Annotated in this window: 21 protein-coding genes, 1 tRNA gene and 1 riboswitch; of the genes, 10 read left to right on the forward strand and 12 right to left on the reverse strand. The window is 59.7% G+C overall.

Annotation, left to right across the window (positions count from 1 at the left end; all coding sequences use genetic code 11):
• Nucleotides 1-4: 4 nt before the first annotated feature.
• From cobO to cobU, 4 genes are read right to left on the reverse strand one after another with little or no spacing between them, the layout of a single operon-like run.
• A complete protein-coding gene (cobO, locus tag Q1B40_RS10600) occupies nt 5-643 on the reverse strand; it encodes a cob(I)yrinic acid a,c-diamide adenosyltransferase (protein ID WP_068412109.1) in 639 nt (212 codons plus the stop codon).
• Nucleotides 640-4,398, reverse strand: coding sequence for a cobaltochelatase subunit CobN (gene cobN, locus Q1B40_RS10605; RefSeq protein ID WP_299813600.1), 3,759 nt, complete (start codon nt 4,396-4,398; stop codon nt 640-642). Before cobN ends, cobO begins: the two co-directional genes overlap by 4 nt.
• Before the next feature lie 42 nt (nt 4,399-4,440).
• Nucleotides 4,441-5,559, reverse strand: coding sequence for a cobalamin biosynthesis protein CobW (cobW, locus tag Q1B40_RS10610; protein ID WP_299813603.1), 1,119 nt, complete (start codon nt 5,557-5,559; stop codon nt 4,441-4,443).
• Nucleotides 5,556-6,107: a bifunctional adenosylcobinamide kinase/adenosylcobinamide-phosphate guanylyltransferase gene (gene cobU / locus Q1B40_RS10615; protein WP_299813606.1), complete on the reverse strand. Its 552-nt coding sequence runs from the start codon at nt 6,105-6,107 to the stop codon at nt 5,556-5,558. The genes cobW and cobU overlap by 4 nt, the downstream gene beginning before the upstream one ends.
• A 32-nt stretch (nt 6,108-6,139) precedes the next feature.
• Nucleotides 6,140-6,352, reverse strand: a riboswitch (cobalamin riboswitch).
• A gap of 266 nt (nt 6,353-6,618) precedes the next feature.
• Between cobU and Q1B40_RS10620 the strand changes: the two genes are divergently transcribed.
• Both Q1B40_RS10620 and Q1B40_RS10625 read left to right on the forward strand, forming a co-directional pair.
• Nucleotides 6,619-6,694, forward strand: a tRNA-Asn gene (locus Q1B40_RS10620).
• Between the two features lie 538 nt (nt 6,695-7,232).
• A complete protein-coding gene (locus Q1B40_RS10625; protein WP_299813609.1) occupies nt 7,233-8,789 on the forward strand; it encodes a serine hydrolase in 1,557 nt (518 codons plus the stop codon).
• Nucleotides 8,790-8,982: 193 nt separating this feature from the next.
• Here the strand turns inward: Q1B40_RS10625 and Q1B40_RS10630 are convergent, their stop codons facing one another.
• The 4 genes from Q1B40_RS10630 to Q1B40_RS10645 form a co-directional block, all read right to left on the reverse strand.
• Nucleotides 8,983-9,429 carry a GNAT family N-acetyltransferase gene (locus Q1B40_RS10630; RefSeq protein ID WP_299813612.1) on the reverse strand — a complete coding sequence of 149 codons (447 nt, stop codon included), beginning with the start codon at nt 9,427-9,429 and terminating at the stop codon, nt 8,983-8,985.
• A gap of 182 nt (nt 9,430-9,611) precedes the next feature.
• A complete protein-coding gene (locus Q1B40_RS10635) occupies nt 9,612-10,406 on the reverse strand; it encodes an ABC transporter ATP-binding protein (protein WP_299813615.1) in 795 nt (264 codons plus the stop codon).
• Nucleotides 10,399-11,409 carry an iron ABC transporter permease gene (locus Q1B40_RS10640; protein ID WP_299813618.1) on the reverse strand — a complete coding sequence of 337 codons (1,011 nt, stop codon included), beginning with the start codon at nt 11,407-11,409 and terminating at the stop codon, nt 10,399-10,401. Before Q1B40_RS10640 ends, Q1B40_RS10635 begins: the two co-directional genes overlap by 8 nt.
• Nucleotides 11,410-11,417: 8 nt before the next feature.
• On the reverse strand, nt 11,418-12,407 hold the full coding sequence (locus Q1B40_RS10645; protein WP_299813621.1) for an iron ABC transporter permease: 990 nt from the start codon (nt 12,405-12,407) through the stop codon (nt 11,418-11,420).
• 97 nt (nt 12,408-12,504) lie between these two features.
• Here Q1B40_RS10645 and Q1B40_RS10650 point away from each other — a divergent pair, with 97 nt between their 5' ends.
• Both Q1B40_RS10650 and galE read left to right on the forward strand, forming a co-directional pair.
• On the forward strand, nt 12,505-13,413 hold the full coding sequence (locus tag Q1B40_RS10650; protein WP_299813624.1) for an ABC transporter substrate-binding protein: 909 nt from the start codon (nt 12,505-12,507) through the stop codon (nt 13,411-13,413).
• 182 nt (nt 13,414-13,595) lie between these two features.
• On the forward strand, nt 13,596-14,627 hold the full coding sequence (gene galE, locus Q1B40_RS10655; protein WP_299813627.1) for a UDP-glucose 4-epimerase GalE: 1,032 nt from the start codon (nt 13,596-13,598) through the stop codon (nt 14,625-14,627).
• Between the two features lie 57 nt (nt 14,628-14,684).
• Here the strand turns inward: galE and nagA are convergent, their stop codons facing one another.
• Nucleotides 14,685-15,830: an N-acetylglucosamine-6-phosphate deacetylase gene (gene nagA, locus Q1B40_RS10660; RefSeq protein ID WP_299813632.1), complete on the reverse strand. Its 1,146-nt coding sequence runs from the start codon at nt 15,828-15,830 to the stop codon at nt 14,685-14,687.
• A 217-nt stretch (nt 15,831-16,047) separates the two neighbouring features.
• Here nagA and Q1B40_RS10665 point away from each other — a divergent pair, with 217 nt between their 5' ends.
• Together Q1B40_RS10665 and Q1B40_RS10670 are read left to right on the forward strand one after the other, a co-directional pair.
• Nucleotides 16,048-16,959, forward strand: coding sequence for an ROK family protein (locus tag Q1B40_RS10665; RefSeq protein WP_299813635.1), 912 nt, complete (start codon nt 16,048-16,050; stop codon nt 16,957-16,959).
• Nucleotides 16,960-17,342: 383 nt separating this feature from the next.
• A complete protein-coding gene (locus tag Q1B40_RS10670; protein WP_299813638.1) occupies nt 17,343-18,584 on the forward strand; it encodes a GAF domain-containing sensor histidine kinase in 1,242 nt (413 codons plus the stop codon).
• Nucleotides 18,585-18,650: 66 nt separating this feature from the next.
• Here the strand turns inward: Q1B40_RS10670 and Q1B40_RS10675 are convergent, their stop codons facing one another.
• The gene (locus Q1B40_RS10675; protein ID WP_299813641.1) at nt 18,651-19,718 is read right to left on the reverse strand and encodes a D-TA family PLP-dependent enzyme; all 1,068 of its coding nucleotides are present in this window, start codon (nt 19,716-19,718) and stop codon (nt 18,651-18,653) included.
• Between the two features lie 819 nt (nt 19,719-20,537).
• Between Q1B40_RS10675 and Q1B40_RS10680 the strand changes: the two genes are divergently transcribed.
• From Q1B40_RS10680 to Q1B40_RS10695, 4 genes are all read left to right on the forward strand, one after another.
• A complete protein-coding gene (locus Q1B40_RS10680) occupies nt 20,538-21,137 on the forward strand; it encodes a hypothetical protein (protein WP_299813644.1) in 600 nt (199 codons plus the stop codon).
• Nucleotides 21,138-21,399: 262 nt separating this feature from the next.
• Nucleotides 21,400-22,698, forward strand: a complete 1,299-nt coding sequence (locus tag Q1B40_RS10685) for an FAD-dependent oxidoreductase (protein WP_299813647.1) — start codon at nt 21,400-21,402, stop codon at nt 22,696-22,698.
• On the forward strand, nt 22,695-23,540 hold the full coding sequence (locus Q1B40_RS10690) for a DUF1365 domain-containing protein (protein ID WP_299813650.1): 846 nt from the start codon (nt 22,695-22,697) through the stop codon (nt 23,538-23,540). The genes Q1B40_RS10685 and Q1B40_RS10690 overlap by 4 nt, the downstream gene beginning before the upstream one ends.
• Before the next feature lie 91 nt (nt 23,541-23,631).
• Nucleotides 23,632-24,789 carry a cyclopropane-fatty-acyl-phospholipid synthase family protein gene (locus tag Q1B40_RS10695; protein ID WP_299813653.1) on the forward strand — a complete coding sequence of 386 codons (1,158 nt, stop codon included), beginning with the start codon at nt 23,632-23,634 and terminating at the stop codon, nt 24,787-24,789.
• Nucleotides 24,790-24,793: 4 nt separating this feature from the next.
• Here Q1B40_RS10695 and Q1B40_RS10700 read toward each other — a convergent pair whose 3' ends face one another.
• Both Q1B40_RS10700 and Q1B40_RS10705 read right to left on the reverse strand, forming a co-directional pair.
• Nucleotides 24,794-25,603 (reverse strand): SDR family NAD(P)-dependent oxidoreductase, encoded by an 810-nt coding sequence (locus tag Q1B40_RS10700; protein WP_299813656.1) that lies wholly within the window; start codon nt 25,601-25,603, stop codon nt 24,794-24,796.
• 70 nt (nt 25,604-25,673) lie between these two features.
• Nucleotides 25,674-26,309, reverse strand: coding sequence for a ChrR family anti-sigma-E factor (locus tag Q1B40_RS10705; RefSeq protein ID WP_299814899.1), 636 nt, complete (start codon nt 26,307-26,309; stop codon nt 25,674-25,676).
• Nucleotides 26,310-26,501: the final 192 nt, after the last annotated feature.

The following is a 26,501-nucleotide window of genomic DNA, read 5'->3' on the forward strand; positions in this document are numbered from 1 at the left end:
GTGACTAGAATTCAATGCCTTCTTGCGGCTTCACTCCGGAACGGAAGGGGTGCTTGATCTGCGTCATGTCGGTGACCAGATCGGCAATTTCAATCAGTTCGTCCTTGGCGTTCCGGCCGGTAATGACGACATGCACATCCTCCGGCTTTTCATTTTCCAGAAACGCGACGACTTCGGCGATATCGAGGTAATCGTAGCGCAGGACGATATTAAGTTCGTCGCACAAAACCAGCCGGTAGTCGCCGGATGTGATCATCTCCTTGGCAGCGTCCCAGGCCTGTTGGGCTGCGTCGATATCGCGCTGTCTGTCCTGGGTTTCCCAGGTGAACCCCTCCCCCATGCGCTTGACGGTCACCAGATCGGAGAACCGCTCCAGCGCCATGCGTTCCCCCGTCTCGATACGTCCCTTGACGAACTGGACCACACCCACCTTGTGGCCGTGCCCGAGCGAGCGGAACACCATGCCGAAGCCTGCTGTCGATTTGCCCTTGCCCTTGCCGGTATGGACGATCAGCAGGCCTTTCTCGATGGTCTTGGTGGCCATGATCTTGTCGCGCGCGGCTTTCTTCTTGCGCATCTTTTCCGCATGGCGGGCGTTCAGTTCCTCGTCGGACAGTTCCGGTTTGTCGTTATCGGCGGTCACGGCGTTTCGGTCCCTTCCAGTGTGGTTTTCAGATCGTTGAGTGCAGCATGGGTGGAATTGCGCCTCGGCGTCCAGAGGCCGCGCTCGATGGCTTCGTGAAATCTCGCCAGCATCTCCTTCAAGCCGGCCGGATTGGCCTCCTTGAGGAAATCGCGGACGGTTTCATCGTCCAGATAGGCCTCATAGAGCTGGTCGAAATGATGGTCTCCGACAGCGCGGGTGGTGGCGGCAAAGGCGAAGAGATAGTCCAGGGTCGCCACCATCTCGAAGGCACCCTTGTAGCCGTGGCGCATGACGCCGGCGATCCATTTCGGATTGGCCGCCCTTCCGCGAACGACACGGCCGATTTCTTCCGACAAGGAGCGCACCACCGGGCGTTCCGGGCGCGAATGATCGTTGTGATAGACCTTCGGTGCCGCGCCCTTCAGCGTTTCCACCGTTGCCGCCAGTCCGCCTTCGAACTGGTAATAATCATCGCTGTCGAGCAGATCATGCTCGCGGTTGTCCTGGTTGTGCAGCACCGCATCGACCGATGTCAGGCGCGTTTCCAGCGCGGCTCTTGCCGGTGCGCCGTCCCCGCCACCGCCATAGGCATAGCCGCCCCAGGTGAGGAAGGCTTCGGCGAAGTCGCCCCGTTCCGCCCAGATGCCCTCGTCGATCAGCGCTTGCAGCCCGGCACCATAGGCGCCCGGCCTGGAGCTGAAAACCCGGTATCCTGCCCTCTGCATCGCTTCCTGCGCGTTCGCACCGCTTTTTTCCAGTTCACTCGCGTCCGTTTTCATACGCGCGGCAATCGGATTGGCCGTTGCGGGTTCCTCCAGCGCGCCAACAGCGCGCGCGGCGCTGTCGAAGAGATCCATCTGGTGCGGAAAGGCGTCGCGGAAGAAACCGGAAACGCGCAGGGTAACGTCGACGCGTGGCCGTCCGAGGTCTGAGAGCTTCAGAATCTCGAACCCGGTAACCCGGCCCGATCCCTGTTCCCAGACAGGACGCGCGCCGATGAGCGCCAGCGCCTGGGCGATATCGTCGCCGCCGGTGCGCATGTTCGCCGTACCCCAACAGGTCAGCACCAACGACGCCGGCCATTCGCCTTCGTCCTGGAAATAGCGCTCGGCCACGAGGTTCGCCGATTGCTGTCCCAGCCGCCAGGCGGTCTCGGTGGGAACTGCGCGAACATCTACGGAATAAAAGTTTCTTCCGGTCGGAAGAACGTCGGGCCGGCCGCGCGAGGGAGCCCCAGACGGACCCGGTTCGACAAAGCCGCCATCGAGCGCCGTCAGAACAGCGGCAGTCTCCGCATGTCCCGATCCTGTCACCGCCGGACGCAAGTGTTCGGCGATTTCCGTCAGGACGGGATGAACTCTCTGCCACTCTGCAGGTACCGCCCTGTCGCCAGCAATCAGATCCCGCGCCAGCCATTCAAGACGTTCCACCGTATCGCCGTTAGAGCGCCAGGGGGCGTCCGTCATCGCCTGCAATATCTCCGGCTTCGGTCCGTTCCAGCCTTCGGAAAAATCACAATCGAGAGGATCGAAAGCTCCAAAGCCGAGATCATTTGCAAGCGCCCGCTGGAGACTTTCCTGCGCAAGTTCCTTGCCTCTTGGAACGCGCACCAGCGCAGCCAGAAGATCCGTCAGCAGGTCACCTTCCGGGCTTGTGCCGAGAATGTGCAGCCCGTCGCGGATCTGCAGTTCCTTCAGGTCGCAAAGATGAGCGTCCAACCGCGCCAGACGGGTGTCCTCGTCCATCGCCTCATCGAGGCCGATATCCTTGTCGAGCCCATGCCGGACGGCGGCATCGAGAATTTCCCGCGTCAAGGCCTTCAGGCGGCGCGGGTCGACGCCGCTCGCCAGGTAATATTCGTCCAGCAGGGTCTCCAGCTCTTCCGCCGCACCATGGCTTTCGGCGCGGGTGAGCGGCGGCGTGAGGTGGTCGACGATGACAGCGGAGGTGCGGCGTTTGGCCTGTGCGCCCTCGCCTGGATCGTTGACGATGAACGGATAGATGTTGGGGACGGGCCCGAGAACCGCTTCGGGAAAACAGGCTTCGGACAGCGCCAGAGCCTTGCCCGGCAGCCATTCCAGATTGCCATGCTTGCCGAGATGAACAACAGCATGGACGCCGAACCCGTACCGCAGCCAGATGTAGAAGGCGAAATAGTGATGCGGCGGCACCAGAGCCGGGTCGTGATAGGTTTCCTTCGGGTCGATATTGTAGCCTCGGGCCGGCTGAATGCCGACCATCTGCCCGCCAAAGCGGTGCAGCGCCAGGCGGAATTCTCCGCCGGTCACGTGAGGATCGTCCTCAGGCCTGCCCCAGCGCTCCTGAACCGCGGATTTCACTTTCTCCGGCAGTCTCGAGAACGCTTGCCGGTAATCTTCCAGCGAAAGAGCCTGAAAGCCATCTCTCGTCTCACGCCCCTGAATCGCGTTGGTCACACCGGACGTCAGGATGTCCATGAGAGCAGCGGATGTTTCCGGCGCGTTGCCGACGTCGTAGCCGGCGGCCCCCATGGCCGCCAGAAGCGATACGCAGGATGCGGGTGTATCCAGTCCGACACCGTTGGCAAGACGCCCGTCCCGGTTGGGGTAGTTGGCCAGGATCAACGCCGTTTTCTTGTCCCCGGCACCCAGATGTCCCAGCTTCGCCCAGCCTGCGGCGAGGTCCGCGACGAAACGAATACGATCCGGAACCGGCGTGAACTTTACCGGTGTGGACTGGGTTTCGGCGTCGAAAACGCCTTCTTCCTTGAAGGAAACAGCCCGCGTCAGGATACGGCCGTCGATTTCCGGCAGGACCACATGCATGGCAAGATCGCGGATCGAGAGACCCTGGTCGCTGTCCTCCCAGCCCTCCCGGGAGGATGAGGAAAACACTACCTGCAGCACAGGTTTGCCGGGCCGGTCCAGCGGTGTCGGCTGGTGGGCGATCCCCGCTTTGGAAACCGCGAAAGCTGTACCGTTCATAATCACATCCGGTCGAGCGCCTTCAAACAGGCTCTCCAGCACGGCGATGGATTCGGCTTCCTTGAGGCTGGAGACGAAGACCGGAAGCGCGTTGACGCCAGCCCGGTCCAGTTCCTCGACGAGCGCGTCGATGGGCGCCGTTTGCGCACCCTGCACGAGGGCGCGGTAAAAGGTGATCGCCGCCACGGGCCGCGCCGGATCGCGCCAGGTGGCCTTCAGCGCCGCCAGATCCGGAGCCGCATGACCGGGCAGATGGATACCTGCACGCGGCAAAGGCACGGGATGGGCGGGTTCGTCGGTCTTTTCCAGAAGGAAAGCCGCGAACCGCAGCGCATTGGCGTAGTTTTCCGCACCACCCTCGACGCAATAGCGCCAGAACCGGTGCACTTCCTCAGCCGGACGCGTCGAGCGGCCGGTCAGGTCCTCGTCCCATTTGTCGTCACCGGGGATGACGATCAGGTCGATGCCGCTGGCGCGGACCTCCTCCTCGAAGCGCTCCAGACCGTAGCGCCAGTATTCCACGCCGCCCAGAATGCGCAGGATCACCAGTTTCGATCCGCGCACCGTCTGTTCGGCGTAAAGATCGACCGAATAGGGATGCGACAGGGCCATCAGGTTGGCAAGGCGCAGTGCGGCCCGGTCCTCATTCAGACCGGCATGGGCTGCGGCAAAGCTGCCGAGTTCCGTGTCGGCCGCGGACAAGAACAGGACATCGGCCGGTGACTGGCCGAGATCGACCGCGTCGCCACCGTCATCGATACGGCGCGTCTGGCTGGCGAGAATATGCATCTAGGGCGTCACGCGATCCATGAGTGCGGCAGAAATCATCGCTCAGGCCGCCGCTTTCAGACCGCCCAGCAGGCCGCGCACGGCTTCCAGGTCCAGGCCCTTGAGGCCGATCACCACAAGCTTGCCGGAACTTTCCGCACCTGCGGCGAACCAGGTTTCCACACGCGGGCCGACCGCCTGCACCATGGCCGGAGCCGCCTTGCCGTCAATCAGCACAGCTCCCTTGATCCGCAGCACGCCCTTCAGCGCCATTGCCTCCAGCACCCTGGCTTCCGCAGTCTTCAGGCTGTCGAAAGCGGCGACTTCCAGAACATGGCTTTCGAAATCGTCGTGGTGGTGATGGTCGTGATGATCGTGGTGATGGTCATCATGGTCATGGTCGTCGTCGTGAGCGTGATCATGGTCGTCATCGTGATGGTGATGATGCTCGTGGCGCGAGGCCATGTCATCCTCGGCGGCGGAGCCGCGGCCGAGCAGCACTTCAATCGGCAAGGTGCCCTTTTCCGAAGCCACGATATGCACCGCCGGGCGTACGTCGACGGCGATCTTTTCCTGTACGGCTTTCAGCGCCTCGGCCGACACCAGGTCGGCCTTGTTGAGAACGACCAGATCCGCGCAGCGCAACTGGTCCTGGAAAAGCTCCTCCACCGGGCTTTCGTGATCCAGCGCATCGTCGGCGGCGCGCTGGGCATCCAGGGCCGCCTGGTCGAGCACGATCCGGCCTTCGGCAAGAGCAGCCGCATCCAGGACGGTCACCACACCATCGACGGTCACCTTCGATTTGACGCTCGGCCAGGAAAAAGCCCTGACCAGCGGCTGCGGAAGGGCAAGGCCGGAGGTTTCGATGACGATATGTTCGGGCGGCGTGTCGCGGGACAGCAGCATTTCCATTGTCGGCAGAAAATCGTCGGCAACCGTGCAGCAGATACAGCCGTTGGTGAGTTCCACCACTTCCTCCGCCGCGCAATCCGGATCGGCGCAGCCGTTCATCAGCGAACCGTCGAAGCCCATGTCGCCGAATTCATTGACGATCAGCGCTATCCGTCGGCCGTCGGCGTTCTGCAGCAGGTTGCGGATCAGCGTTGTCTTGCCCGCTCCCAGGAACCCGGTGACGATGGTTGCCGGGATCTTGCGGCCCGGCTGCATGGACGAAGTGGTCATAATCGAATTTCCGGTTGAAGGTTGGGTTTCAAAAGGGTCGGCAGGCCGGCGGCGACAAACACCACCTGCCGGCAAACCTGCGCCATATTCTGGTTGAGCCGTCCCTGCGCATCTCGGAACGACCTTGAAAGACGGTTCTCCGGCACGATGCCCATGCCGACCTCGTTCGACACGAAAACGCACGGCCCTTGAAGGTCTGCGACGGTCTGGCAGAGTTCGGTGGTTTCGGCGGCGATGTCTTTTTCGGCGAAGGTCAGATTGGACAGCCACAGGGTCAGACAGTCCACAAGGACGACCCTGCCCGGTTGGCTTTGCCGCCGGAGGACATTTTTCAGATCAAGTTGTTCTTCAAAAGTGGTCCAGGCAGGCCCGCGCCGGGTGCGGTGATCGCCGATCCGCTCCGCCATCTCAGAATCGAAGGCGGCAGCCGTTGCGACATAGATTTTCTCAAGGCCGGATTTTTCCGCCAGGTCTTCCGCGAACCGGCTTTTTCCGGAGCGGGCGCCGCCAAGAACGAGCGTGGCACCCGGGCCGTCTGCTTGCGTCATACAGTCTCCCCGCCGTCCGCCCGACAGCGCCACTGGGTTGCTTTTCCGACGGCCGGTCTCCTGGCTTGCGGCTCACTGCGTCCCACACCCCTTCCCGGCCATTCCGGCCAGTGGTCATCGTGCAGACGCTCACCGCTCACAGTTGCGGGGGCAGCTCCGGTTTAAGGCCGCATGGACCGCACCGGATTCCCGTTTCATCCGGATCGGGCAAAACCCTTTCCGGAACCGTCATTGCCTTCCTATCCACATATTGCAGCGGAAACAAGCAGGGTCCCGCCCGACAGACGCTTTTCCTGCGCTCGCGAAAGGCCTTCCGGCATTAGCGGACCGACGGTTTTCCAACCCGCTCGCGCCGGTTAGCTTTCTGAAAAATATGGCTGTTTCCACATGCCGGATAAAAAAGTGAGGGCTTGATGAAAAAAACAGCGCCGGGGGCTTGGCAAACGGATCACGCCTTTGATATACGCATCCCCATCGACGGGACGGCCTCGGCCACTCCCGTGCGTGGTGATCCCCAGTAGCTCAGTTGGTAGAGCAAGCGACTGTTAATCGCTGGGTCGCTGGTTCGAGTCCGGCCTGGGGAGCCATACAAAACAAAGCCTTAGCGAGAAATCGCCGAGGCTTTTTTTGTTTGCGATGTTCAGCGATCTGGCTGGATACTTCTATTTCTTCTCCTATCATCGCAGAGACGCAGGTTTCGTTCTTCCAGTAAAGCGAAGGGCATTCGCCCTGTTTCAAATCTCGCTGACAGACAAATTACTTATTTCATTTTGGCACCGCATTCGGCTTTGTTTGCTCTCCCGATTTAACCGGGTAAAATTATCAAGAGATTCGCCTGGGCAGTTTGCCTTGACCAGATGACGCCGCCGACTATTCCCGCGACGCGCTCGGATCGGCCGGGATCGGCATCAGCGGCATGGTCGCGGAACGCGTCAATTTTCAGGTGCTCACCGCCACCCCGTGGCAACGGCCGGACAATGCGGAAGATCCCGGAACACGTGTGTTCTTCAGATTGGGGCTGACTCTCTAGTCATCTGGAAAAACAACGATCCGGCCGAGTTACTGGTGTTCCATTTTGCGGTTCGCCGCGCTTCAGAAGCACGATTGCTGATTGAGAGGTATCGCATGTCGTTTCACACGCTTACACGCCGCCGTTTCCTGGCGACCGCTTCCCTGGCCGCATTGCCGGGGTCGGTCCTGGCCCAGGAGCTACCGCCATCGAGAACTCCCGGAAACGAAGTCCAGGCCGGACAAGTCGAGAAAGCCATCGGCGCGCTGGACAAGATCGTGGAAGACATAAAGGCCCGCAGCGGTGTGCCCGGTATCGCCGTTGCCGTCGTTCATCAGGGTGAGACGGTCTATACCAAGGGCTTTGGCGACCGGGGTGGTGAAGGCAACCAGACGATTAACGCCGACACCGTTTTCCAGGTGGCCTCTTTGTCCAAGTCGGTGGGGGCCACCGTGGTTGCAAGACAGGTCTCGCGCGGCGTGGTGTCTTGGGACAGCCGGATGCGTGATCTGTTACCCTGGTTCAACCTCTCGGATCCGACGATCACCGATCTGCTGACAATCGGTGATCTCTACAGCCACCGTTCCGGTCTGCCCAGCCATGCCGGGGACGATCTTGACGATCTCGGCTTTGACCGTCAGACAATCCTCGAACGGCTGCGTCTGCAACCGTTGTCTCCCTTCCGCACCAGTTATGCCTATACGAATTTCGGTCTCACCGCAGCGGCGGAAGCGGTGGCCACTGCTTCGGGTTCCGATTGGGCCGCGCTATCCGAAGAGGCCATATTCCAGCCTCTCGGCATGACCAGGACGAGTGCCCGCTTCGATGACTTCATCGCACGCGACAACCGTGCCATTCCACATATAAAACGCGGCGACGGCTTCAAGGAAATGTACCAGCGTCAGCCCGATGCGCAGTCACCGGCAGGTGGCGTCAGCTCGACGGTGAACGACCTGGCCGAATGGATGAAGATGGTGCTGGCCGACGGAGCGGATCTCATCTCTCCGCAGGCGTTGCAGCCGGCAATCAGTCCGCAGAGCTTTTCCAGCCGCCCGCATACCCCGGACGAGCGAGGCGGTTTCTACGGCTACGGCTTCAATGTGGGGACGTCTCCGACAGGACGCGTTGTCATCAGTCATTCCGGTGCATTTGCCCTGGGGGCAGCGACCTACTTCGCGCTCGTGCCCTCGCTCGAAGTCGGGATCGTGGTCCTGACCAACGCCACACCTGTCGGCGCGGCCGAATCCATCGGCGCTTCCTTCACTGACATGGTGCAGGTCGGCCGGGTTACCCGTGACTGGTTCTCCGGTTACGAAAGATTGTTTCAGGGTTTCCATGTGCCGATCGGCGTCACCGCCGGTGAAGCTTTCCCGACCGCCGCCGCACCTGCGCCCGAGCCGAGTTATTGCGTCGGCCGTTATGGACATCCCTACTTCGGAACAGTCGAGGTTCGAGAGGAAAATGATGGCCTTATCCTTCTCGCAGGTCCCGCTCCCATGAAGTTGCCGCTGCTTCCCTGGGACGGTGCGACAATGGTGTTCGATTTCGTCAGTGAAAATGCCGGAGAAGGCTCGCGCTCAATGGCGACGTTCTCAGGTGCGTCCGAGCAGGCAGACAGCTTGGAAATCGAGATTTTCGTGCTGGACGGACCGGCCAGATTCGAGCGGTATTAAGGGCATCCCAGGGGTTGGTCTCAAATTGCCCTGACCTTCGGCACTCACGGGGGCGCGAACTCCCGTGAGTGCCATATGTCGAAAGCTGACCGTTGCCCCGAGAATAATTTCCGGAGCAATCTGAAAAGCCTCCCGTGCCATCTGCTTCCGTAAAATTTAGCTGCTGTGAGGAGCTATCGGCGCGTGGAGACCGTTAAATTTTCTTGCTCATCTGGATGCAATTGCTGGCAAGGCCGACGAGTTCATTCGCATCCCAGATTGCGCGTTCCCATCCCACCTTTTCGTAGTAGCCAACGGCTCCCGGTGCGGCATTCACACGTAGCGTCTCTACTCCATGCTTCTTTGCCTCAGCTTCAATCATGGCATTCAGTTGTCTGCCGTGCCCGTTTCCTTGCTCGGTCGCTGCAATGGCAACCAGTCTGACGACTGCAACACTGCCCTTATAGTCGATACGGACCACACCCACTGCCTGATCGTCCAAGTCCAGCAAATACGGTATGTTTCCTTCTTTCCGATCTTCAGGATGGTTCTCGTTATACTCAACGGAGTGGCGACCGGACGCAAAGAGCACCGTGCGCCTGATGTCATGTAAACGAGACCAGTCTTTCTCTGATTCGACTGCGTGGAATTTGTAATTCAATTGGATGACCTTCTCTCAACAGACAGAATTTTTTCGCGATCATGCCCCGATTTGTGCCTCGTCATGATGTTGCCGCCGGTGCTGGACCTTGTGACTGCCAGTTCCAGGGCAACAGTCTTCGAAACCGGTCAGGGGTGTTTCTGAGATGCAGGTTGGCAATTGTGTCTGGCGCTTGAGCATGTTCAGCCCCTGTTCTTGCCCCAGGACACGATCACCGGACGTTCAAGGCCCTCCAGTGTCAGGATCCGGCAGGAAATACCGAAGACGCTGGAGACGGCGTCTTCGGTCAGCACGTCCTGCGTCGGGCCGCTGGCAGTTACCGCGCCCTGCTTGAAAAGCACGACATGGTCGGCATAGCGCATGGCCATGTTGAGGTCGTGCAGCACGATGACGAAGCTGCGGTTTTCCGCCCGGCTCAAGTGTCTGATCAGATCCAGCAGTTCGAAAGCATGAGCGACATCGAGGTGATTGGTCGGCTCATCGAGGAAAATGCGCGGCGCGTTCTGCGCAAGCGTCATCGCGACCCAGGCCCGCTGCAACTGACCGCCGGAGAGTTGCGCGATGGAACGGTGCTTCAGTTCGGTCATTTCGGTGATCTGCAGCGCCTTGCCGCAGGCCGCGACATCTTCCGCCGACGGGCCGGAAAAGCGGCCGCGATGGGCGAAGCGCCCCATCATGACGAGGTCCTCCACCGTCAGATCGGATGGCGCCTGGGGCGACTGGGAGAGCATTGCCACCTGCCGCGCAAGTTCCTTCGGCGACCAGTCCCCCAGGGCCCTGCCGGCGACGGTGATCTCGCCGCTTTCAACCTTGTGCAGGCCGCGCATGACCCGTAGCGCCGTCGACTTGCCGCTGCCGTTAGGTCCGCAGAAAGCGACGATCCTGTTGTCGGGCAGGTCGAGGGAAATACCGCCGAGCGCCGGCGTGCCGTCATAGGCCGCCGTCACGCCGCTCAGGCGCGCCATGAAATCAGGCATGATATCGCCGTCCTTTGATCAGCAGGTAAAGAAAGAGCGGAGCGCCGACCAGGGCCGTCAATGCGCCGGTGGGCAGTTCCAGCGGCGGCGCGATGGTGCGAGCCAGCAGATCGGCGCTCAACACGATGAGGCTGCCTGTGAGGGCGGTGGACAAGAGATAGAAGCTGCGGAACTGGCCGTGCATGACACGGGCGATATGGGGTGCGACCAGTCCGACAAAACCGATCGCCCCGACATGCGCCGTAGCAAGTGCGGTGAGCGCAACCGCCGTCGCAAGCAGGATGAATTGCGCGCGTTCAAGCGGAACGCCGGTGGTCGCAGCACTTTCAGGATCCAGCACCAGTTGCCGCAGCACCAGTCTTTGCGACGCCAGGAAGGGCGCAGCAAGGGCAAGGCCCAGAGCCATCGTGAGGACATCGTCCCAATGGGCGGCGCCGACGGACCCTGTCAGCCATGTCAGGGCCTGGCTGGCCCTGTAGACCGGGCCGAGAATGATCAGCAGCGTCACGACCGCTTTTGCGAGTGCGGCGAGCGCTATGCCGTAAAGGATGATCTTCAACGACCTGTTGCCGCCCCTGTCCGCCAGGGCAAGAAGCATGACCAGCCCACCAAATATGCTGGCTCCCAGGATGGCTGCAAGCGGTTGCCAGTGGACGGAGACGATCAGGTTGTTTCCCTCGTCGGAAAACATCCACAGAAACACCAGGATGCCGACCGCGGCGCCATCGGATATTCCCAGAACGGAGGGCGAAGCCATCGGGTTGCGGACAACGCGCTGCAGCAGCGCTCCGGCCAATGCCAAAGCCGCGCCGGCCAGAACCGCCAGAAGGACGCGCGGCAGCCTAAGCTTCCAGACGATGACCTCGTCCATCCGTGTACCCTGCCCCATGAGAGCACTCACCACCCGCTCCGGCGGCATGAAACTGGAGCCGATGCCTATCGCGGCGATGGTCGCCAGAACGAGCAGTCCCAGGACGGGAGCCAGTCTGACAGCTGACGGCATGACCGGAGTCATACGGAGACCGCCTTCCTGCGCCGTAGCAGATGCACCAGCAGCGGCACGCCGACCAGGGCCAGAACCGCACTTATCGGCGCTTCACCCGGAGCGACGATGATCCGGGCGAGGATGTCGGCGACAACCGCGATCAGCGCTCCTGTCAGCATCGACAGGACAATCAGCGCCCGTGTGGAGGGAAGCGTGTCGCCCATCAGGCGGCGCGCCAGATGCGGCGCGGCCAGCCCCAGAAACAGCACCGGCCCCGACATCGCCACGGCCCCGGCAGCCAGCAAGGCCGCGAAGGCAAGCGCGGCGATGCGCACGAGAAACACATTCACACCGACCGTGCGGGCACTCGCATCGTCGAGCCGCAAGGCATCGAGAGACGAAGCGAAAAAGAAGCTCCCCGCGCATCCGGCAACGAGCAGAGGCACGCCGAGAACAAGCAGCTTCAGCGGCCGGTCGGCAAAACTACCCGACAACCAGAAGAGCAGTGTCTCAAGCGCCGTTTCGTCAATCAGCAGAAGCGTCTGGGTGAAGGAGGCGAACAGCGCCGCCACGGTTACCCCGGCAAGCAGCGTCGTTGCCGGATTGTCCGAGCCTCCCGCGGAGACAGACAGAAGGAAGACCAGCCCAGTCGTGAACAAGGCTCCCAGCATGGCCGCTGTCCCAATACCGGCAAGCCCTGAAAATCCCAGAACCGTCGCGCCGAGCGTCACGAAAAGCGCCGCTCCCGCGTTCACGCCCAGAAGACCGGGTTCCGCGAGCGGATTGCGGGTGACCGACTGCATCAGAAGGCCGGAGAGACCCAGCGCCGCGCCTGTGCAAAGCCCGATCAGGGTTCTCGGCAGGCGCAAGGTGGTGATGATCAGGGCATCCGTCCCCTCACCTCCGGCAAGCGCGGAGATCACCGTTGCCGGGCCAAAGACTGTCAGCCCGGCATGCAGGCTCAAGACGCAGGCCAGAAACAGCATGAGGCACAATCCGCTCATAAGCCGGGTCACACGCGCTGCTCTCCTCTCCAATTGACAAACCAATGGCTTCGTCACATACACATTTCTGATAGTTGAGGCAAATACTCATATTTTTGGAGACAATCTGGTGAATATCCTCCGCATTTTTCTGCACATCTTTCCGCTCTGCGCGGCGCTGGTGACCGGTCCGGCCCTCGCCCGCGATATCACCGATGCCATGGGTACGGTCACGGTGCCCGATGCGCCGAAGCGCGTTGTCGTTCTGACAAACGAAGGCACGGAAGCCCTGTTGGCCCTCGGGGTCACACCGGTCGGTGCCGCAAATTCCTGGAACGGCGACCCGTGGTGGGATCACATTTCAGAAGCAATGGAAGGCGCTGAGCCTGTCGGCAAGGAAAGCGCCGTCAATCTGGAGATGATCGCAGCTCTCGAACCGGATCTGATCCTTGCCAACAAACAGCGTCACGAAGAGATCTATCCGCAGCTGACCGCGATTGCGCCGACGGTGGTGTCCGAGCGGCTGCGCGGCAACTGGAAGGTCAATTTCCGCCTCTATGCCGAAGCTCTCGGCAAGTCCGCCGAAGGGGAAGCCGCCATCGCCGACTATGACGCTTCGGTCGTCTCGCTGCGGGAAAAACTCGGCGATGCCCTGAAGGAGAAGGTCTCCGTCATCCGGTTTCTGGCCGGTCAGATCCGCATCTACCAGCTCGACAGTTTTTCAGGCGTGCTGTTGAAGGACATCGGTTTCGACCGGCCCGACAACCAGAATGTCGAGGATTTCGCCATCCGCACCGGCAAGGAAAGCATTCCGGACATGGACGGGGACCGGATCTTCTATTTCACGTGGGACCAGGGTGATGGCAAAGGCATGGCCGCCGAAGAGGATATTCTGGCCGATCCCCTGTGGCAGTCCCTCTCCGCTGTCGAGGCCGGCAAGGTTCACCGCGTCAGCGACGCCATCTGGAATACCGCCGGCGGAATTCTGGCCGCGCAACTGATGATCGAGGATCTTGCCGGGATCTACGGTGTGAAATAAGCGGCAAGCCAACATGCTCGGGGTATCCTGCAGTCAAGAGACCGCAGGATACCCCTCCATAAATGGATGTGATGCCCCCTGATTGACGCGGATATTTCTGCCGTTTACGCACAATAAGCCTGTTAAAAGCGCCTGTTTTCGCATAAGTCTTCCCGGAAGATGCACGACGACTTGGCGGACGTATGACTGTACTCATTACCGGCGGCGCCGGATATATCGGCTCCCACTGCTGCGTGGCTTTCCTGCAGGCAGGACATGACATTGTCGTCCTGGACAATCTTTCCAATTCCAACAGCGTCAGCCTCGATCGTGTTGCCGAGATAACCGGCCGGAAAGTCGCTTACGAACAGGCCGACATTCGCGATCAGGCCCGGCTGGAAGACGTCCTGAAACAGCATCGCTGTACGGCCGTTGTACATTTCGCCGGCCTGAAGGCGGTGGGCGAATCCAACACCATGCCTCTTGCCTATTACGACAACAATGTTGTCGGCACGCACCGTCTGCTTTCGGCCATGGCCAGATGCGGCGTGAAACAGATGATCTTTTCGTCTTCCGCCACCGTCTACGGCGAGCCCCAATTCCTGCCGCTGACGGAGGATCACCCGACAGGCGCGGTCAATCCGTACGGGCGCACCAAGCTCGTTATCGAGAACATGCTGCGCGACGTTGCCGCCAGTGATCCGTCCTGGCGCTTCGGTATCCTGCGGTATTTCAATCCTGTCGGCGCGCATGACAGCGGCCTTATCGGCGAAAACCCTCTCGGGGTCCCCAACAATCTGATGCCGTTCATCACCCAGGTCGCAGACGGCCGCCGCGATCAGCTTTCGGTTTACGGCAACGACTATGAGACCAGAGACGGCACGGGCGTGCGCGACTACATTCATGTTGTCGACCTCGTCGAAGGACACCTGCGCGCCCATGAGGTTCTGGCCTCCGGTTCAGCGCCGTCCAACTGCTTCGCCGTCAATCTGGGAACCGGAAACGGCTACAGCGTGCTGGAGATGGTGCGCGCGTTCGAGCGCGCCTCCAACAAGGAAGTCCGTTACACGTTCGCGCCGCGCCGAGAAGGCGACGTCGCCGAATGTTATGCAGATACGGGGCTGGCCGAGAAGCTGCTCGGCTGGAAGGCCGAACGCGAACTGGACCACATGTGCAGGGATACCTGGAAGTGGGTCTGCAAGAACCCGCGCGGATATGAAACCGACACCGAGTAGCATTACGGGTGGTTGCGGGAGTCCGGTGAAGCCGGAAATCAGGTCCATAAAACGGTTTTAAACAGGCTTGCCTGACAGCCAGACGCCTCCAACCACCAAGTCAGCGCTGAAGTGCACGAAGTCGGCAGAACGGCCCTGTTTCAATCTGCCGAGCGGACGCTTGAGAACATCAGCAGGGCCGCTGGTGACCATTGCCAGCGCAGTCTCCAGACCAAGATCCAGATTGTCCCTCAGGTATCTGAGCGACGCCGGAAGATCGATATCGGCCCCCGCCAGAGTGCCGTCTTCCAGTGTCAGCCTGCCGTTCCTTCGAAGGATTTCGCGCCCACCGAGCATGAAGGATGTGACGGACGTTCCGGTCTGTGACATGGCATCGGTAACCAGAAAGACGCGTCCCGGACCGGTCTTGGCTTTCAGAGCGATCTTCATCGCGACCGGATCGACATGAATGCCGTCCGCAATCAGTCCGACATCGAGAACTCCCAGATCCAGGGCAGCGCCGACCAGCCCCGGTTCGCGGTGGCGCAAGGGGCTCATCGCATTGAAGAGATGGGTGACGCAGGATGCCCCCGCCTCCACCGCCTGCCGGCACTGATCATAGGACGCGTCGCTGTGGCCGAGACTGACGTGAATTCCAGCCTCCACAAGTCTGGCGATCTGTTTGCCGCTGACCGTCTCGGGAGCAACCGTTATCATCAGGCTGGGCAGATGTTTTGCCGCGGTGAGATAAAGCGAGATATCATCGTCCGTCATGGGACGGATCAGGTCGGCGTCGTGCGCGCCCTTGCGACCGGCGAAAAGATGCGGCCCTTCCAGATGCAATCCATGGAAACCGGGAACACCACCGGTCCAGGCCTTGACGGCAAGATCGATCACCCGGGTGGTCGTTTCCGGCGTGTCGGTGATCAGGGTCGGCGTTAGCGCCGTCGTGCCGAGTTGAACATGAGCTGCGCAAATGGCGGCGATGTCCTCCACGCTCTGGGCTTCGCCAAGCATCAGCCCGCCGCCGCCGTTGACCTGCAGATCGACCAATCCAGGGGACAGCACGCCGGCGCCCAGATCGATATCTGCGTGGCCGTCGGGAATGTCACAAACAGCGCATAGCCCGGAGATAAGCCCTCCATCCACCAGGAGAGCGCTGTCGCGGTGGATTTTATCGCCGTCAAAGATTTCCTTGCAGCGGTAGGCGGTTGCTCCGGTCATGTCGCTTGGCTCACCTTTTTCGGATGTTTGGGGATACCCGGATTTAATCCGTGGTGGCAAGCGAACCATTTGACAAGCGCCTATTGAGCGACACTCTGAACAAGGACGTGGAACCGGTAGCTAAGGTGTTCCGTGGCAACGCGCTCTTGTCGACCGGTGGCATATCGGTATTGTATTCGGGTGTTTTCAATACAGATCCTGAGTCGTTTGAGCCGCCATGATAACCTGTTTCGATATCGGTGGCTCCTTCATCCGTCATGGTGTTCTCCAGCAGGACGGTACCGTCGCCGAGACGGGCCGCGTCGCAACGCCCGGTGACGACTGGAGTTCGTTTGTGGCGGCAATCGCCGCCTGCGCCGGAGACAGCCACTCCCCCATCTCGATTTCTCTCGCCGGAGCCTTCGACGACAGGACCGGCATCGCCGATGTCGCCAATATTCCCTGCCTGCATAAACGGCCGGTTCTGGAAGACTTGCAAAAGGCACTTGGCCGACGCGTGTTGATCATCAATGACGCCAATGCTTTCGCACTGGCAGAAGCGGTTGACGGGACCGGCCGGGGTAAGGAAGTCGTCTTTGGGGTCATTCTCGGCTCAGGCGTCGGCGGCGGTCTGGTCATCAACGGGGAATTGATCAAGGGATTCGGCGGTGTTGCCGGCGAATGGGGACATGGTCCCGTCGTGGATCCGACCGCAGGCGGGCAATTGCAGGGACTGGAACACTACCCCTGCGGCTGTGGCCAGACCGGCTGTATCGATGCCGTCTGCTCCGCGCGCGGCATGGAACGCATTCATGTTTCCCTGCATGGCTCGACCCTTTCCAGCACCGACATCACAAGCGCCTGGCATGCGAGAGACCCCGCAGCATCCGCGACCGTCGAAGCCTATGCCATCCTGCTGTCCAGAGCGCTGTCGGTTCTGGTGAACACGCTGGGTCCGGATATCATCCCGGTCAGCGGCGGCCTTTCCGGTGACGTTGCATTGCTTGACCTGATCGACAGGAAAACCCGGGCGCTTGTCCTGGCCGATTATCCCGACCCGCTGGTGATCAGGGGGCGTTTCGCCGAAAACGGCGGCCTGCAGGGAGCGGCTATCGTCGCACGCCGCACATTCACGAATGAAACCGCGTAAGGACGTTTGCGTGGACACTATCGAGGCAGCCTGGACGGAAGCGCAAAACGCTGCTGACGCAGGGAACAACAACATCCCCGATCTGACAACACCACTGAAGTGCTCCTAACGGATTAGAAACGCGGCACCTTTCTGGTTTCATAAAATTTCTTATGAATCTAGAATGATCTTGGTTTCACCGCAAAGACATCCTAGATAGCAAAATCCGACAATGCTCCCGAACGCTTCGAGCCCGAAGTCCACCTCAAGTGTTCCGTGAATTTGTTACGGCCATTCCGCCGAATTTCCGAAGGCGGCACACTGGATCTACCTGCTTTGATATGAAATTATGCCGGTGTTCATCTGAACACCGACGTTACGCATCACACGATAAAGGACATCAGATGGATACAACCGCCGAGTTGACCGCGCGACTTCAGAACAATGCGATCTATAAAGCCGGGCGTCACGACTTTCAGGCGGATATCGAGACAATTGCCACGAGTGAGACCGTCGGGCCTATCCTGGAAACCGTGATGCTGGCCACCGGAATGCGCTTTGTCGCCGTGGCGCGGGTGACGCAGGACCGGTGGGTCACCTGCCGTTCGCTCGACGAGATCGATTTCGGCCTGATCGAAGGTGACGAAATCGACGTCCGTTCGACTTTTTGTCAGACAGTGCGCGATACGGCCAAGAAAATCCTGTTCAACGATTCTGCGTCCGACGAGGTCTACTGCAATCACCCCGTGGCGGTTCAGTACGGAATTGTCAGCTATGCCTCGATTCCGATTTTCCGGGCCAACGGAACTTTCTTCGGCACATTGTGCGCACTCGACACCGTCCCCCGCGATATCAAGCATGCGCGCGCCATTGCGATGTTTGAAATGTTCGCCGAGCTTATCGGCAGGATCCTGGAAACCGAGGAGCAGTTGAAGGCGCAGGAAGAACTCGTCCTGCATGAACGAAAGCTGGCAAAGGCGCGCGAAGAATTCGTGGCGATCCTTGGACATGATCTCCGCAATCCTGTCGCCGCTCTAGCAGCCGGAATGCGGCAGATGGATCGGGAGCAATTGAGCGAAAGGGGATCGCAGGTTCTCGGTCTGATGCGGTCCACCCTGCTGCGCATGGACGATCTGATCGAAAACATGATGCTTCACGCAAGGTCTCGCCTTGGCGGCGGCATCAAGATCGACCCGAAACCGGACGCCCCGCTCGCCGAAGCCATCGCCCATGCCGTCGAAGAGGTGCGGGCGGCCGAACAGGGACGCCATATCACGCTGGATCTAGCCCTCGATCACCCGGTGCGCTGCGATGCCCCGAGGCTGGCGCAGGCCCTGTCGAACCTGATCAGCAACGCCGTCAAGCATGGCGCCGCCGACAGTCCGATTGAAGTGCGGGGCCACAGTAACGGCGCCGAGCTGGTCCTGTCGGTCGTCAATCGCGGCGAAGCCATTCCTGAAGATGTGCAGAGTCGTCTGTTCCAACCTTTTCAACGCGGCAAGAGCGCCGAAAGCAATGGTCTCGGATTGGGCCTTTATATCGCCTCCTCCATCGCCACGGCCCACGGCGGCCGGGTCGATCTCATCTGCGACGATGGTTCCACCACATTTGCCCTCAAGCTCCCGTCAGTTGCCGCAAACGCATAGCAACCGACGTCCTCTGGCGGGCCTCGGACGAACCGCAGCGCTTTGGAAAAGAGCGCGGCAGGGCCTCTAGACCACCTTCCCGCGAGCGGCTACAGTCTCCATTCGTGTGACAACGCCATCGCGGTGAAAGACGAGTTGGTCAAAGAGGTTTGCGACCACGCAGGTGTGGTTCGGGACAATGCGCACCCGGTCGCCAATCTCCGGCCTGTTCCTTGAGCCGGACAGATCGACCACGGCATGTTCTTCACTCAGGGAAACGATGGTGGCGTCCGGATAGTCGACGATGAAACCGTGATCGGCAAAGCCAAGCAGATCCGACGTGAGCGCCTTCGATCCCGAATCCAGAATAGCGCGTGTCTCGGTCGGACGAGAGACAACCGTCGCGATTACATGCATGGCGCAATCGTCGAGATCGCACATGCCGGCGCGCATCATGGCACGGTCATTGAAGATGTAGGTTCCGGCGCGGTGTTCCGTTGCACTCGCCACCAGGTGGGATTCAAACAGGCTTGGCGAACCGCCGTGGGAGACGACCGGGCACTTCAGGCCGGCCCGGTTCAAAAGCCCGATGGTTTCTGCGAAGAAGGCCTGCACCTCCGCCTCGGACGCGGGTTTGGGATAGGTCAGCAGGCCGTGAAACGTCAGCCCCGCGCAGGTGTCGATGGTTTCAGCCAGATGCAAGGCATCGGCAGGGGACTGAACGCCGTTGCGTCCGCCGCCGGTGTCGCATTCGACCAGCACCTTCAGGGGCCGGTCCGCGTCAAAGCTCCCGGCAAGTGCTTCCACCACCGCAGAGTTGTCGGCAACGACCTGAAGATCCACCCTTGCATTCAGCGCCTTCAGACGCTCCAGTCGTGCCGCGCCCAGCATGTTGAAGGTGATCAGGATATCCGTGAACCCGGCATCGGCGAACACTTCCGCCTCGCTCAGCTTCTGGCAATTGATCCCCTTCGCGCCTGCAGCCGTCTGTAGCGAGGCCAGGGCCGGGATCTTGTGCGTCTTGATATGCGGCCGGAAATTGCGGCCGATCCGGTCGAAATATTCCTGCGCGACCTTGATGTTGTTTTCCATGATCGCTTCGTCGATCACCGCAACCGGCGTCAGAAGCTCATGGATGGAAAGTCCAACGCTCATAAATCACTCTCCCGGAGAGTTGCAGGTTCAAAAGACGCGCAGTCCGCAGATCGATCGGACAGGCCCGTTGCGCCGAACCATCCAGGATCGAGGACCGCACCGGCGCGAAGGATTGATAAGAGCTGTTGTCAGATATCGCCACCTGAATTTTTCGTTGTTCCGGATCGTTCCCGCAACCGGAAAGCGGCTCGTTGGCATACCACCGAGTGCGGACCCAATTCGGCTTTAGGCTGACGCAGCTCGGCGTCATGAGAGACGTTGTCCCCTGGTCCCCTCACCTCGCCCGACGTTCCGTTTGAAGCAGGTGTTGGCTGCCTGACTGACCTCGGGATTTCGTCGCACAAATCGATGATGGTTGAAAAAACGCTCGTTTCCTGTAAGATGAGGCTTCCGGATGCATGATTTTTCCCACTGCTTTTTGCTGTCGGATCAGGATATGCTTGCGGGATCTTTTTTGATTATTTTGAAACTTTTTTCTCGATTGAACGTTTACGTAACAAGCCACAGTCAATGATCGAAAGCTTTTTCCATTGACAGTCTTGACAGGGTGTTGACTTCACTTTGCGGTGATTAATCTTGAAAATTGCCGCCGGAACCACAGTTATTAACAAATAGTAACTAAAATTGTCCGGAATTGTGATGTCAATTACACCTGATAGGCAGATTGTGGTGCGATAATGTCCAAATCGTGACAGTGCAATTGGGGTGCATTTTCACAAGGTCACGACACGATACCGGTCAGACTGCAAAAGAGTCCAAAAGGACCAACGCAAACCCCGAATTCGGTGAAAAAGGTTGTATTAGCCCTGGGAGGCGTACATGCAACGGAATAATAGAACAGGAACTATTGCGCTCGCTCTCATCCTCGTCCTTGCGGCGGGTAGCGCAGTCGCGGCCCCACTTCCTCAGGAAACAATCACTCTTCCGGAGGACCGTCTTGCCGTAACCGTCGCCTCGGCGACACAGGAGCAGACCGACCCGCTTGAAAGCGAACTGACAATCTGGGTCGGCGAGATCGAACTGGACGGCCGGAAGACCGTCTGGGTTGAGTTGATCGATTCCTACGGTGAAGTCATTTACGATTCCGAAGTGAAGACCAACGAAACCCATCTGCTGCCGGATGGTCGTGCCGTTGTCGTCAGTTCGATGGATCAGGACATGGTTGTCGCCGACAAGGACGAGTCCCGCCTGGCAACGGAAGCGACCCTGATGGTTACCCGCCGGGTGATCAATGACGGTGCCGACGCCACGACCGTCGAGTTGATCGAAACACAGGATATTTCCGTCAAGCGCGGCCCGATGCTGCAAGTAGCCGATTTCGGCCAGGTGGTGTGGGACAAGATCGTTTCGTTCTTCGACACCGCAAGGACGCGTGTCCAGGTCGCCTGGAACTGGATCGTTGGAACACCGAAGGCCTGATTGGGGAAAGACCGCGTCAGGCGCGGTAAAAAAGCCCACGAACGCCGTCGGCTGGTGTAAGCTCGCGCAGGCTGTATCGTCTGCGCGAGAGCGTTTGCGTATACAGGCGTAGGCGCGCTCGCCGAAAGAAAATTTGTTTTAATTTCATTCTATTGCGTGATCCGCCTTGCTCCCCCTCCCGTAAGCATTCCGGGAATAAAAATGGAACAAGTTCACCGCCGGACGTCCCAGGGACCAGCCGCGGGATATCAAAGGATCAGACATGCGGATAGCCGTCATCGGCTCCGGAATTTCCGGAAACAGCGCAGCTTGGGCACTCAGCCACTCTCACGACGTCGTCTTGTACGAAAAGCGGATGCGCCCTGGAGGGCATAGCGCGACGGCCGACATCGACTATGACGGAACCAGGTTGAGTGTGGACACCGGATTCATCGTCTACAACGAACTCAACTATCCGAATTTCACAGCTCTTCTCGATCATCTCGGTGTCGCCAGCGAGACAAGCGACATGAGTTTCGCGCTTTCTGCCGACAATGGTGCGCTCGAGTGGTCCGGTCACAGCCTGAACGGGGTGTTCGCGCAGCGCAAGAACCTGGTTTCACCGAAGTTCCTGCGCATGTTGCGCGACATTTTCCGTTTCAACAAACGGTCCGTGGAAGACTTGAAGGCAGGATCTCTTCGCGGCCAGACGCTTGGCGGTTACCTGGCGAAGGAAGGTTATTCACGCGGGTTCATAAATGATTACCTGCTGGCCATGGGAGCTGCCATCTGGTCCACCCCGATCGCTGAAATGCATGCCTACCCAGCGGAAAGTTTTGTCGCCTTTTTCGAGAACCACCGTCTGCTTTCCTTCGACAGGCCGCGTTGGCGGACCGTGTCCGGGGGCAGCAGGAACTATGTGGACCGGCTTCTTTACCCGCTCAGAGGCCGTATACGGCTTGGAACGCCGGTCGTCGAAATCCTGCGGCAGGACGGCAAGGTGACCGTCTGCGACACCTCCGGCAACAGGGACGTGTTCGATCATGTCGTGCTCGCCGGACACACGGATCAGAGCCTGGCCATGCTGGCGGATCCGAGCGACCAGGAGCGCGAGATTCTGGGGTCGATCCGCTACCGGCCGAATGAGGTCTACCTGCACCGGGACGAGAATCTCATGCCGAGAAACAAAAGGGTCTGGGCGTCGTGGAACTACCTGTCCGACAGGGACGCAGGAGAGACGCGGGACGTCACGGTCAGCTACTGGATGAACCGGTTGCAGAACATCGATCCCGGAAAACCGGTTTTCGTCACCCTCAATCCGTTCGAGGCACCGGACGAAGACAGAACCTTTGCCAAATACGTCTACGATCACCCGCAGTTCGATGCGTCCGCATTGGCCGCGCAAAAACGTCTGCCCGACATTCAGGGGATCGACAATACGTGGTTCTGCGGTGCCTGGACCGGCAACGGATTTCATGAAGACGGTCTGAAATCCGGCCTGTCCGTTGCCAGGGCCCTGGGTGCCCGTGTGCCCTGGGAAGAGCCGGAGCCGCCATATCGCTATCTGGACGCCGCCGAATGAATACGAAAACGCGGTCAAACCGGCTGAGCGACAACGGCTCCGTTCCGACCGGCGCGGCAGCCCTTTACAGCGGTTCGGTCATGCACGCGCGCATGAAACCGAAGGAACATCGGTTCGCTTATTCGGTTTTTTCGATGCTGATCGATCTGGATCGTTTGGACGAGGCGAAAAATTCAACCCGGTTGTTTTCGCTCAACCGCTTCAATCTTCTCTCCTTTCATGAAAAGGACCACGGCCCGAGGGACGGTTCCGACCTGCGAAAGCATATAGAAGGTCTTCTGGACGACCAGGGGCTGGAGGCACCTGCCCGGATTCTTCTCCTGGCCTATCCGAGGGTGCTTGGATACGGTTTCAACCCGCTGAGCGTCTATTATGCCTACGCTGCCGACGGGCAGTTGATGGCCCTAGTCTATGAAGTGCGCAACACGTTCGGCGGCATGCATACCTATGTGGCGCCGGTCGAGCCCGGCCAGTTGAGCGATGCTGGCGTGCGCCAGGAACAAGGAAAGGAATTTCACGTCTCCCCGTTCATAGGCATGGATCAGCGGTATTACTTCCGCATGCTGCCTCCGGGCGACGTGGTCAGGGTGCGTATTCTTGAAAAAGACACCGAGGGCCCGTTGCTTTCCGCGACATTTTCCGGAGCGAGGGAACCTTTCACGAGCCGAAGCATTTTGCGTCAATGCATGCGGATACCGTTTCTAACCTTGAAGGTAATTTGCGGCATTCACTGGGAAGCCTTTAAAATCTGGCGCAAGCGTGTACCATTTCATTCCGGACCCAAGAAAGATCACGGGTCCAAAGAGCATTCCCGCCATGCGTCGCTGGCTTCGAAGATTTGACATTTCAAGAGGTTCTACCATGAATGAGCCGATTGTTCTGACACCAGACAATTTCCGCAACACATTGAAAGGGACCTCGCGAATTGTGCGAATGGCTTCCGGCCTGGCGCTCAAGATCCGCTATGGCTCCCTGGATGTCACCTTTCCGGACGGCAGGACATTCCTCATAAAGGGTACTGAAGACGGTCCGCGCGGCGTCCTGAAAATCCACGACTGGCGCTTCTTCCGCATGGTGGTCCAGGCGGGAGATGTAGGGGTCGGCGAAGCATTCATGGCCGGATACTGGTCCTCGCCGGATGTGACAACCTTTCTGGAAGTCTTCTGCATCAATCAGGAATCGATGATGGAGGTGCTGCAAGGCCGCCCGTTCACGCGCATCCTGCTTTCGGTCCGCCACTGGCTGAACGCCAACACCAAACGCGGGTCCAGACGAAACATTTCGGCGCATTACGACCTCGGGAACGCCTTCTACAAGGAGTGGCTCGACCCGTCGATGACCTATTCGTCGGCGATCTACAGCAACGAAACCAACAATCTGGAACAGGCCCAGGCCGAGAAATACAGCTCCCTGATCCGCCACACCGGCATCGAGCCCGGCCACAAGGTTCTGGAGATCGGCTGCGGCTGGGGCGGGTTTGCCGAACATGTCGCAAAGACCGTCGGCGCCCATGTGCGCGCTCTGACCATTTCCCGGGAACAATTCGACTACGCGAAAGAGCGGATCTTCAAGGCAGGTCTGAGTGAAAAGGTCGATGTGGTCTTTCAGGACTACCGGGACGAACAGGGTATTTTCGACCGCATCGCTTCGATCGAAATGTTCGAGGCGGTGGGCGAGAAATACTGGCCAACCTACTTCAACCAGCTATCCAGATGCCTCAAACCCGGCGGCAAGGCCGGCCTGCAGGTCATCACCATTCAGGACAAGATGTTCGAGGATTACCGGCGCGGAACCGATTTCATTCAGCGCTATATCTTTCCCGGCGGCATGCTGCCGCCCCCCGGCAAGCTCACTGAGATCAGCAAGTCGCTGGGTCTGAACCTGACCGACCAGACGATATTCGGTCAGGATTACGCCCGCACGCTTCAGGAATGGCGGCAGAGTTTTCGTCAGGCCTGGCCGCGGATCCGGCCACTGGGCTTCGACGACCAGTTCAAACGGCTCTGGGAGTTCTATCTGCACTATTGCGAAGCAGGGTTCCGCTCAGGCAACATCGACGTCCGGCAGATGGTCTACGAGAAAGCCGCCTGACCGGTCAGTCTTGCCTGCGCTTCTTGTTCCAGCCTGTCGTTCTCGCGACGAGTGGAAAATACCATCCGTAAGGCAGGATCCGCAGCAGCTTGAGCTGTCGGACAAAGGCCTTCGGAAAGGCGATTTCGAACTTTCTTCGATGGGCAAGTCCCTTGCGGATCTGCTCCACGGCTTCCTGCACGGAAACGAGGTAGGGCATCGGAAACGGATTGGATTCGGTTGCCGGCGTATCGACGAAACCCGGACTGACGATCTGGATGCGGATGCCGGCACCGTCCAGATCGAATTTCAGGGATTCCGCCAGATTGCTCAGCCCGGCCTTGGTCGCGCCGTAAGCTGCGGAGGTGGGCAGCCCGCTATATCCGGCGACGGAAGACACGACCGCGATCTGTCCGCGGCCTTGCGACTTCATCACATCAATGGCCGGAAGCAGCGTGTTCACCGTTCCCATGAGATTGACGTCGAAACTCTTGCGGTAGTCTTCGGCCTTGCCGTTCAGTCCGTCCTGCGGCAGGTAAACGCCTGCATTGGCGATGACAAGCGCAAGGCTTCCGAACGTGCGGGTTATCATTCCGCAAAGATCCGCCATATGGCCGGTTTCGGTAACGTCTCCCGGAAAGGCACGAATTTCACCCGGCAAATCACCGGACATGTCGGTCAGTTCCTGCAGCGCGTCCGCGGACCGTGCAGTTACGGCGACACGCCAGCCGTCACGCGCAAGATCGATCGCCAGTGCCCGGCCTATGCCTGAACTGGCACCTGTCACCCAGGCGCAACCGTCCTCGGAAGACGCGACGTATGATTTTTCGAACAATTAGGCCACCTCGCTTTTGCGTCATACGCAAACACCGGGCGACCGGATTGCTCTCAAGGCAGTTTACGCCCTAGCTGATAAAAGGTGCGAACCAGCGTCCGATGGGGCCTGTCAGTTCAAGACGGCCTGCAGTGACCGCGAAACAGATGCAATCCTCGCCCTTGTCGGCAATCGGCTTGTGATCCACATCGCCGTCGGCAAAGGCGATATCCCCGGTCACGAAGTGTCCGTCGTCATCGCTGAAGCCCCCTTGCAGGACCAGCGTCAGTTCAGCGCCATGGTGTGTGTGAGACGGCAAGGCCCGTCCACCCCGGACCCACAGCAGACTGGTATTGCAGCCGTCGATTTCACCGAACCTGCATTCACGCACTCCCGGCAGCAGCCCTTTCCAGGCAACCTCGTTCATGGAAGAGCCGATAATGCTCTGCAACGAACGCGGAACTCCAGAGGAGACCGAACCCTTTTGCGGAGGGGAGAATGAAATCTCGTCGAGCAGAGGCGCCTCGGAGCTGAAAATCGCGCCGAGAGCCGTGTCGCGGTCGCTCAGCGGAACAGGCTCCGAGCCGTCCAGATCCAGGCCGGCGAGAGTTTCCAGAGACGATACATAGCCCCTGTTCCGGCCACTCAATTCCAGATGCGCGCCAACGAGCGCCTGGGCTGGATAGGATAGCGTCCCGGCCGCATAGCCGGCCAGCAATTCATCCATTCCAGTCACGTTGTTTTCCATTATCGCTCTCATCAGGCTCCGAACACTCACGTTGCTACATGGCCGATACGCCAGGCAGCGATATTCAGATCATTCCATACACCAAAATAGTTCGATTTTGAATCTCCCCTCTGTCCCGAGAGGGAAAATATCCGCACGCACATTTTATCAAACGGCGGGAAAACAACGTAA

Source organism: uncultured Roseibium sp. (assembly GCF_947496995.1).
Classification (GTDB): Bacteria; Pseudomonadota; Alphaproteobacteria; order Rhizobiales; family Stappiaceae; genus Roseibium.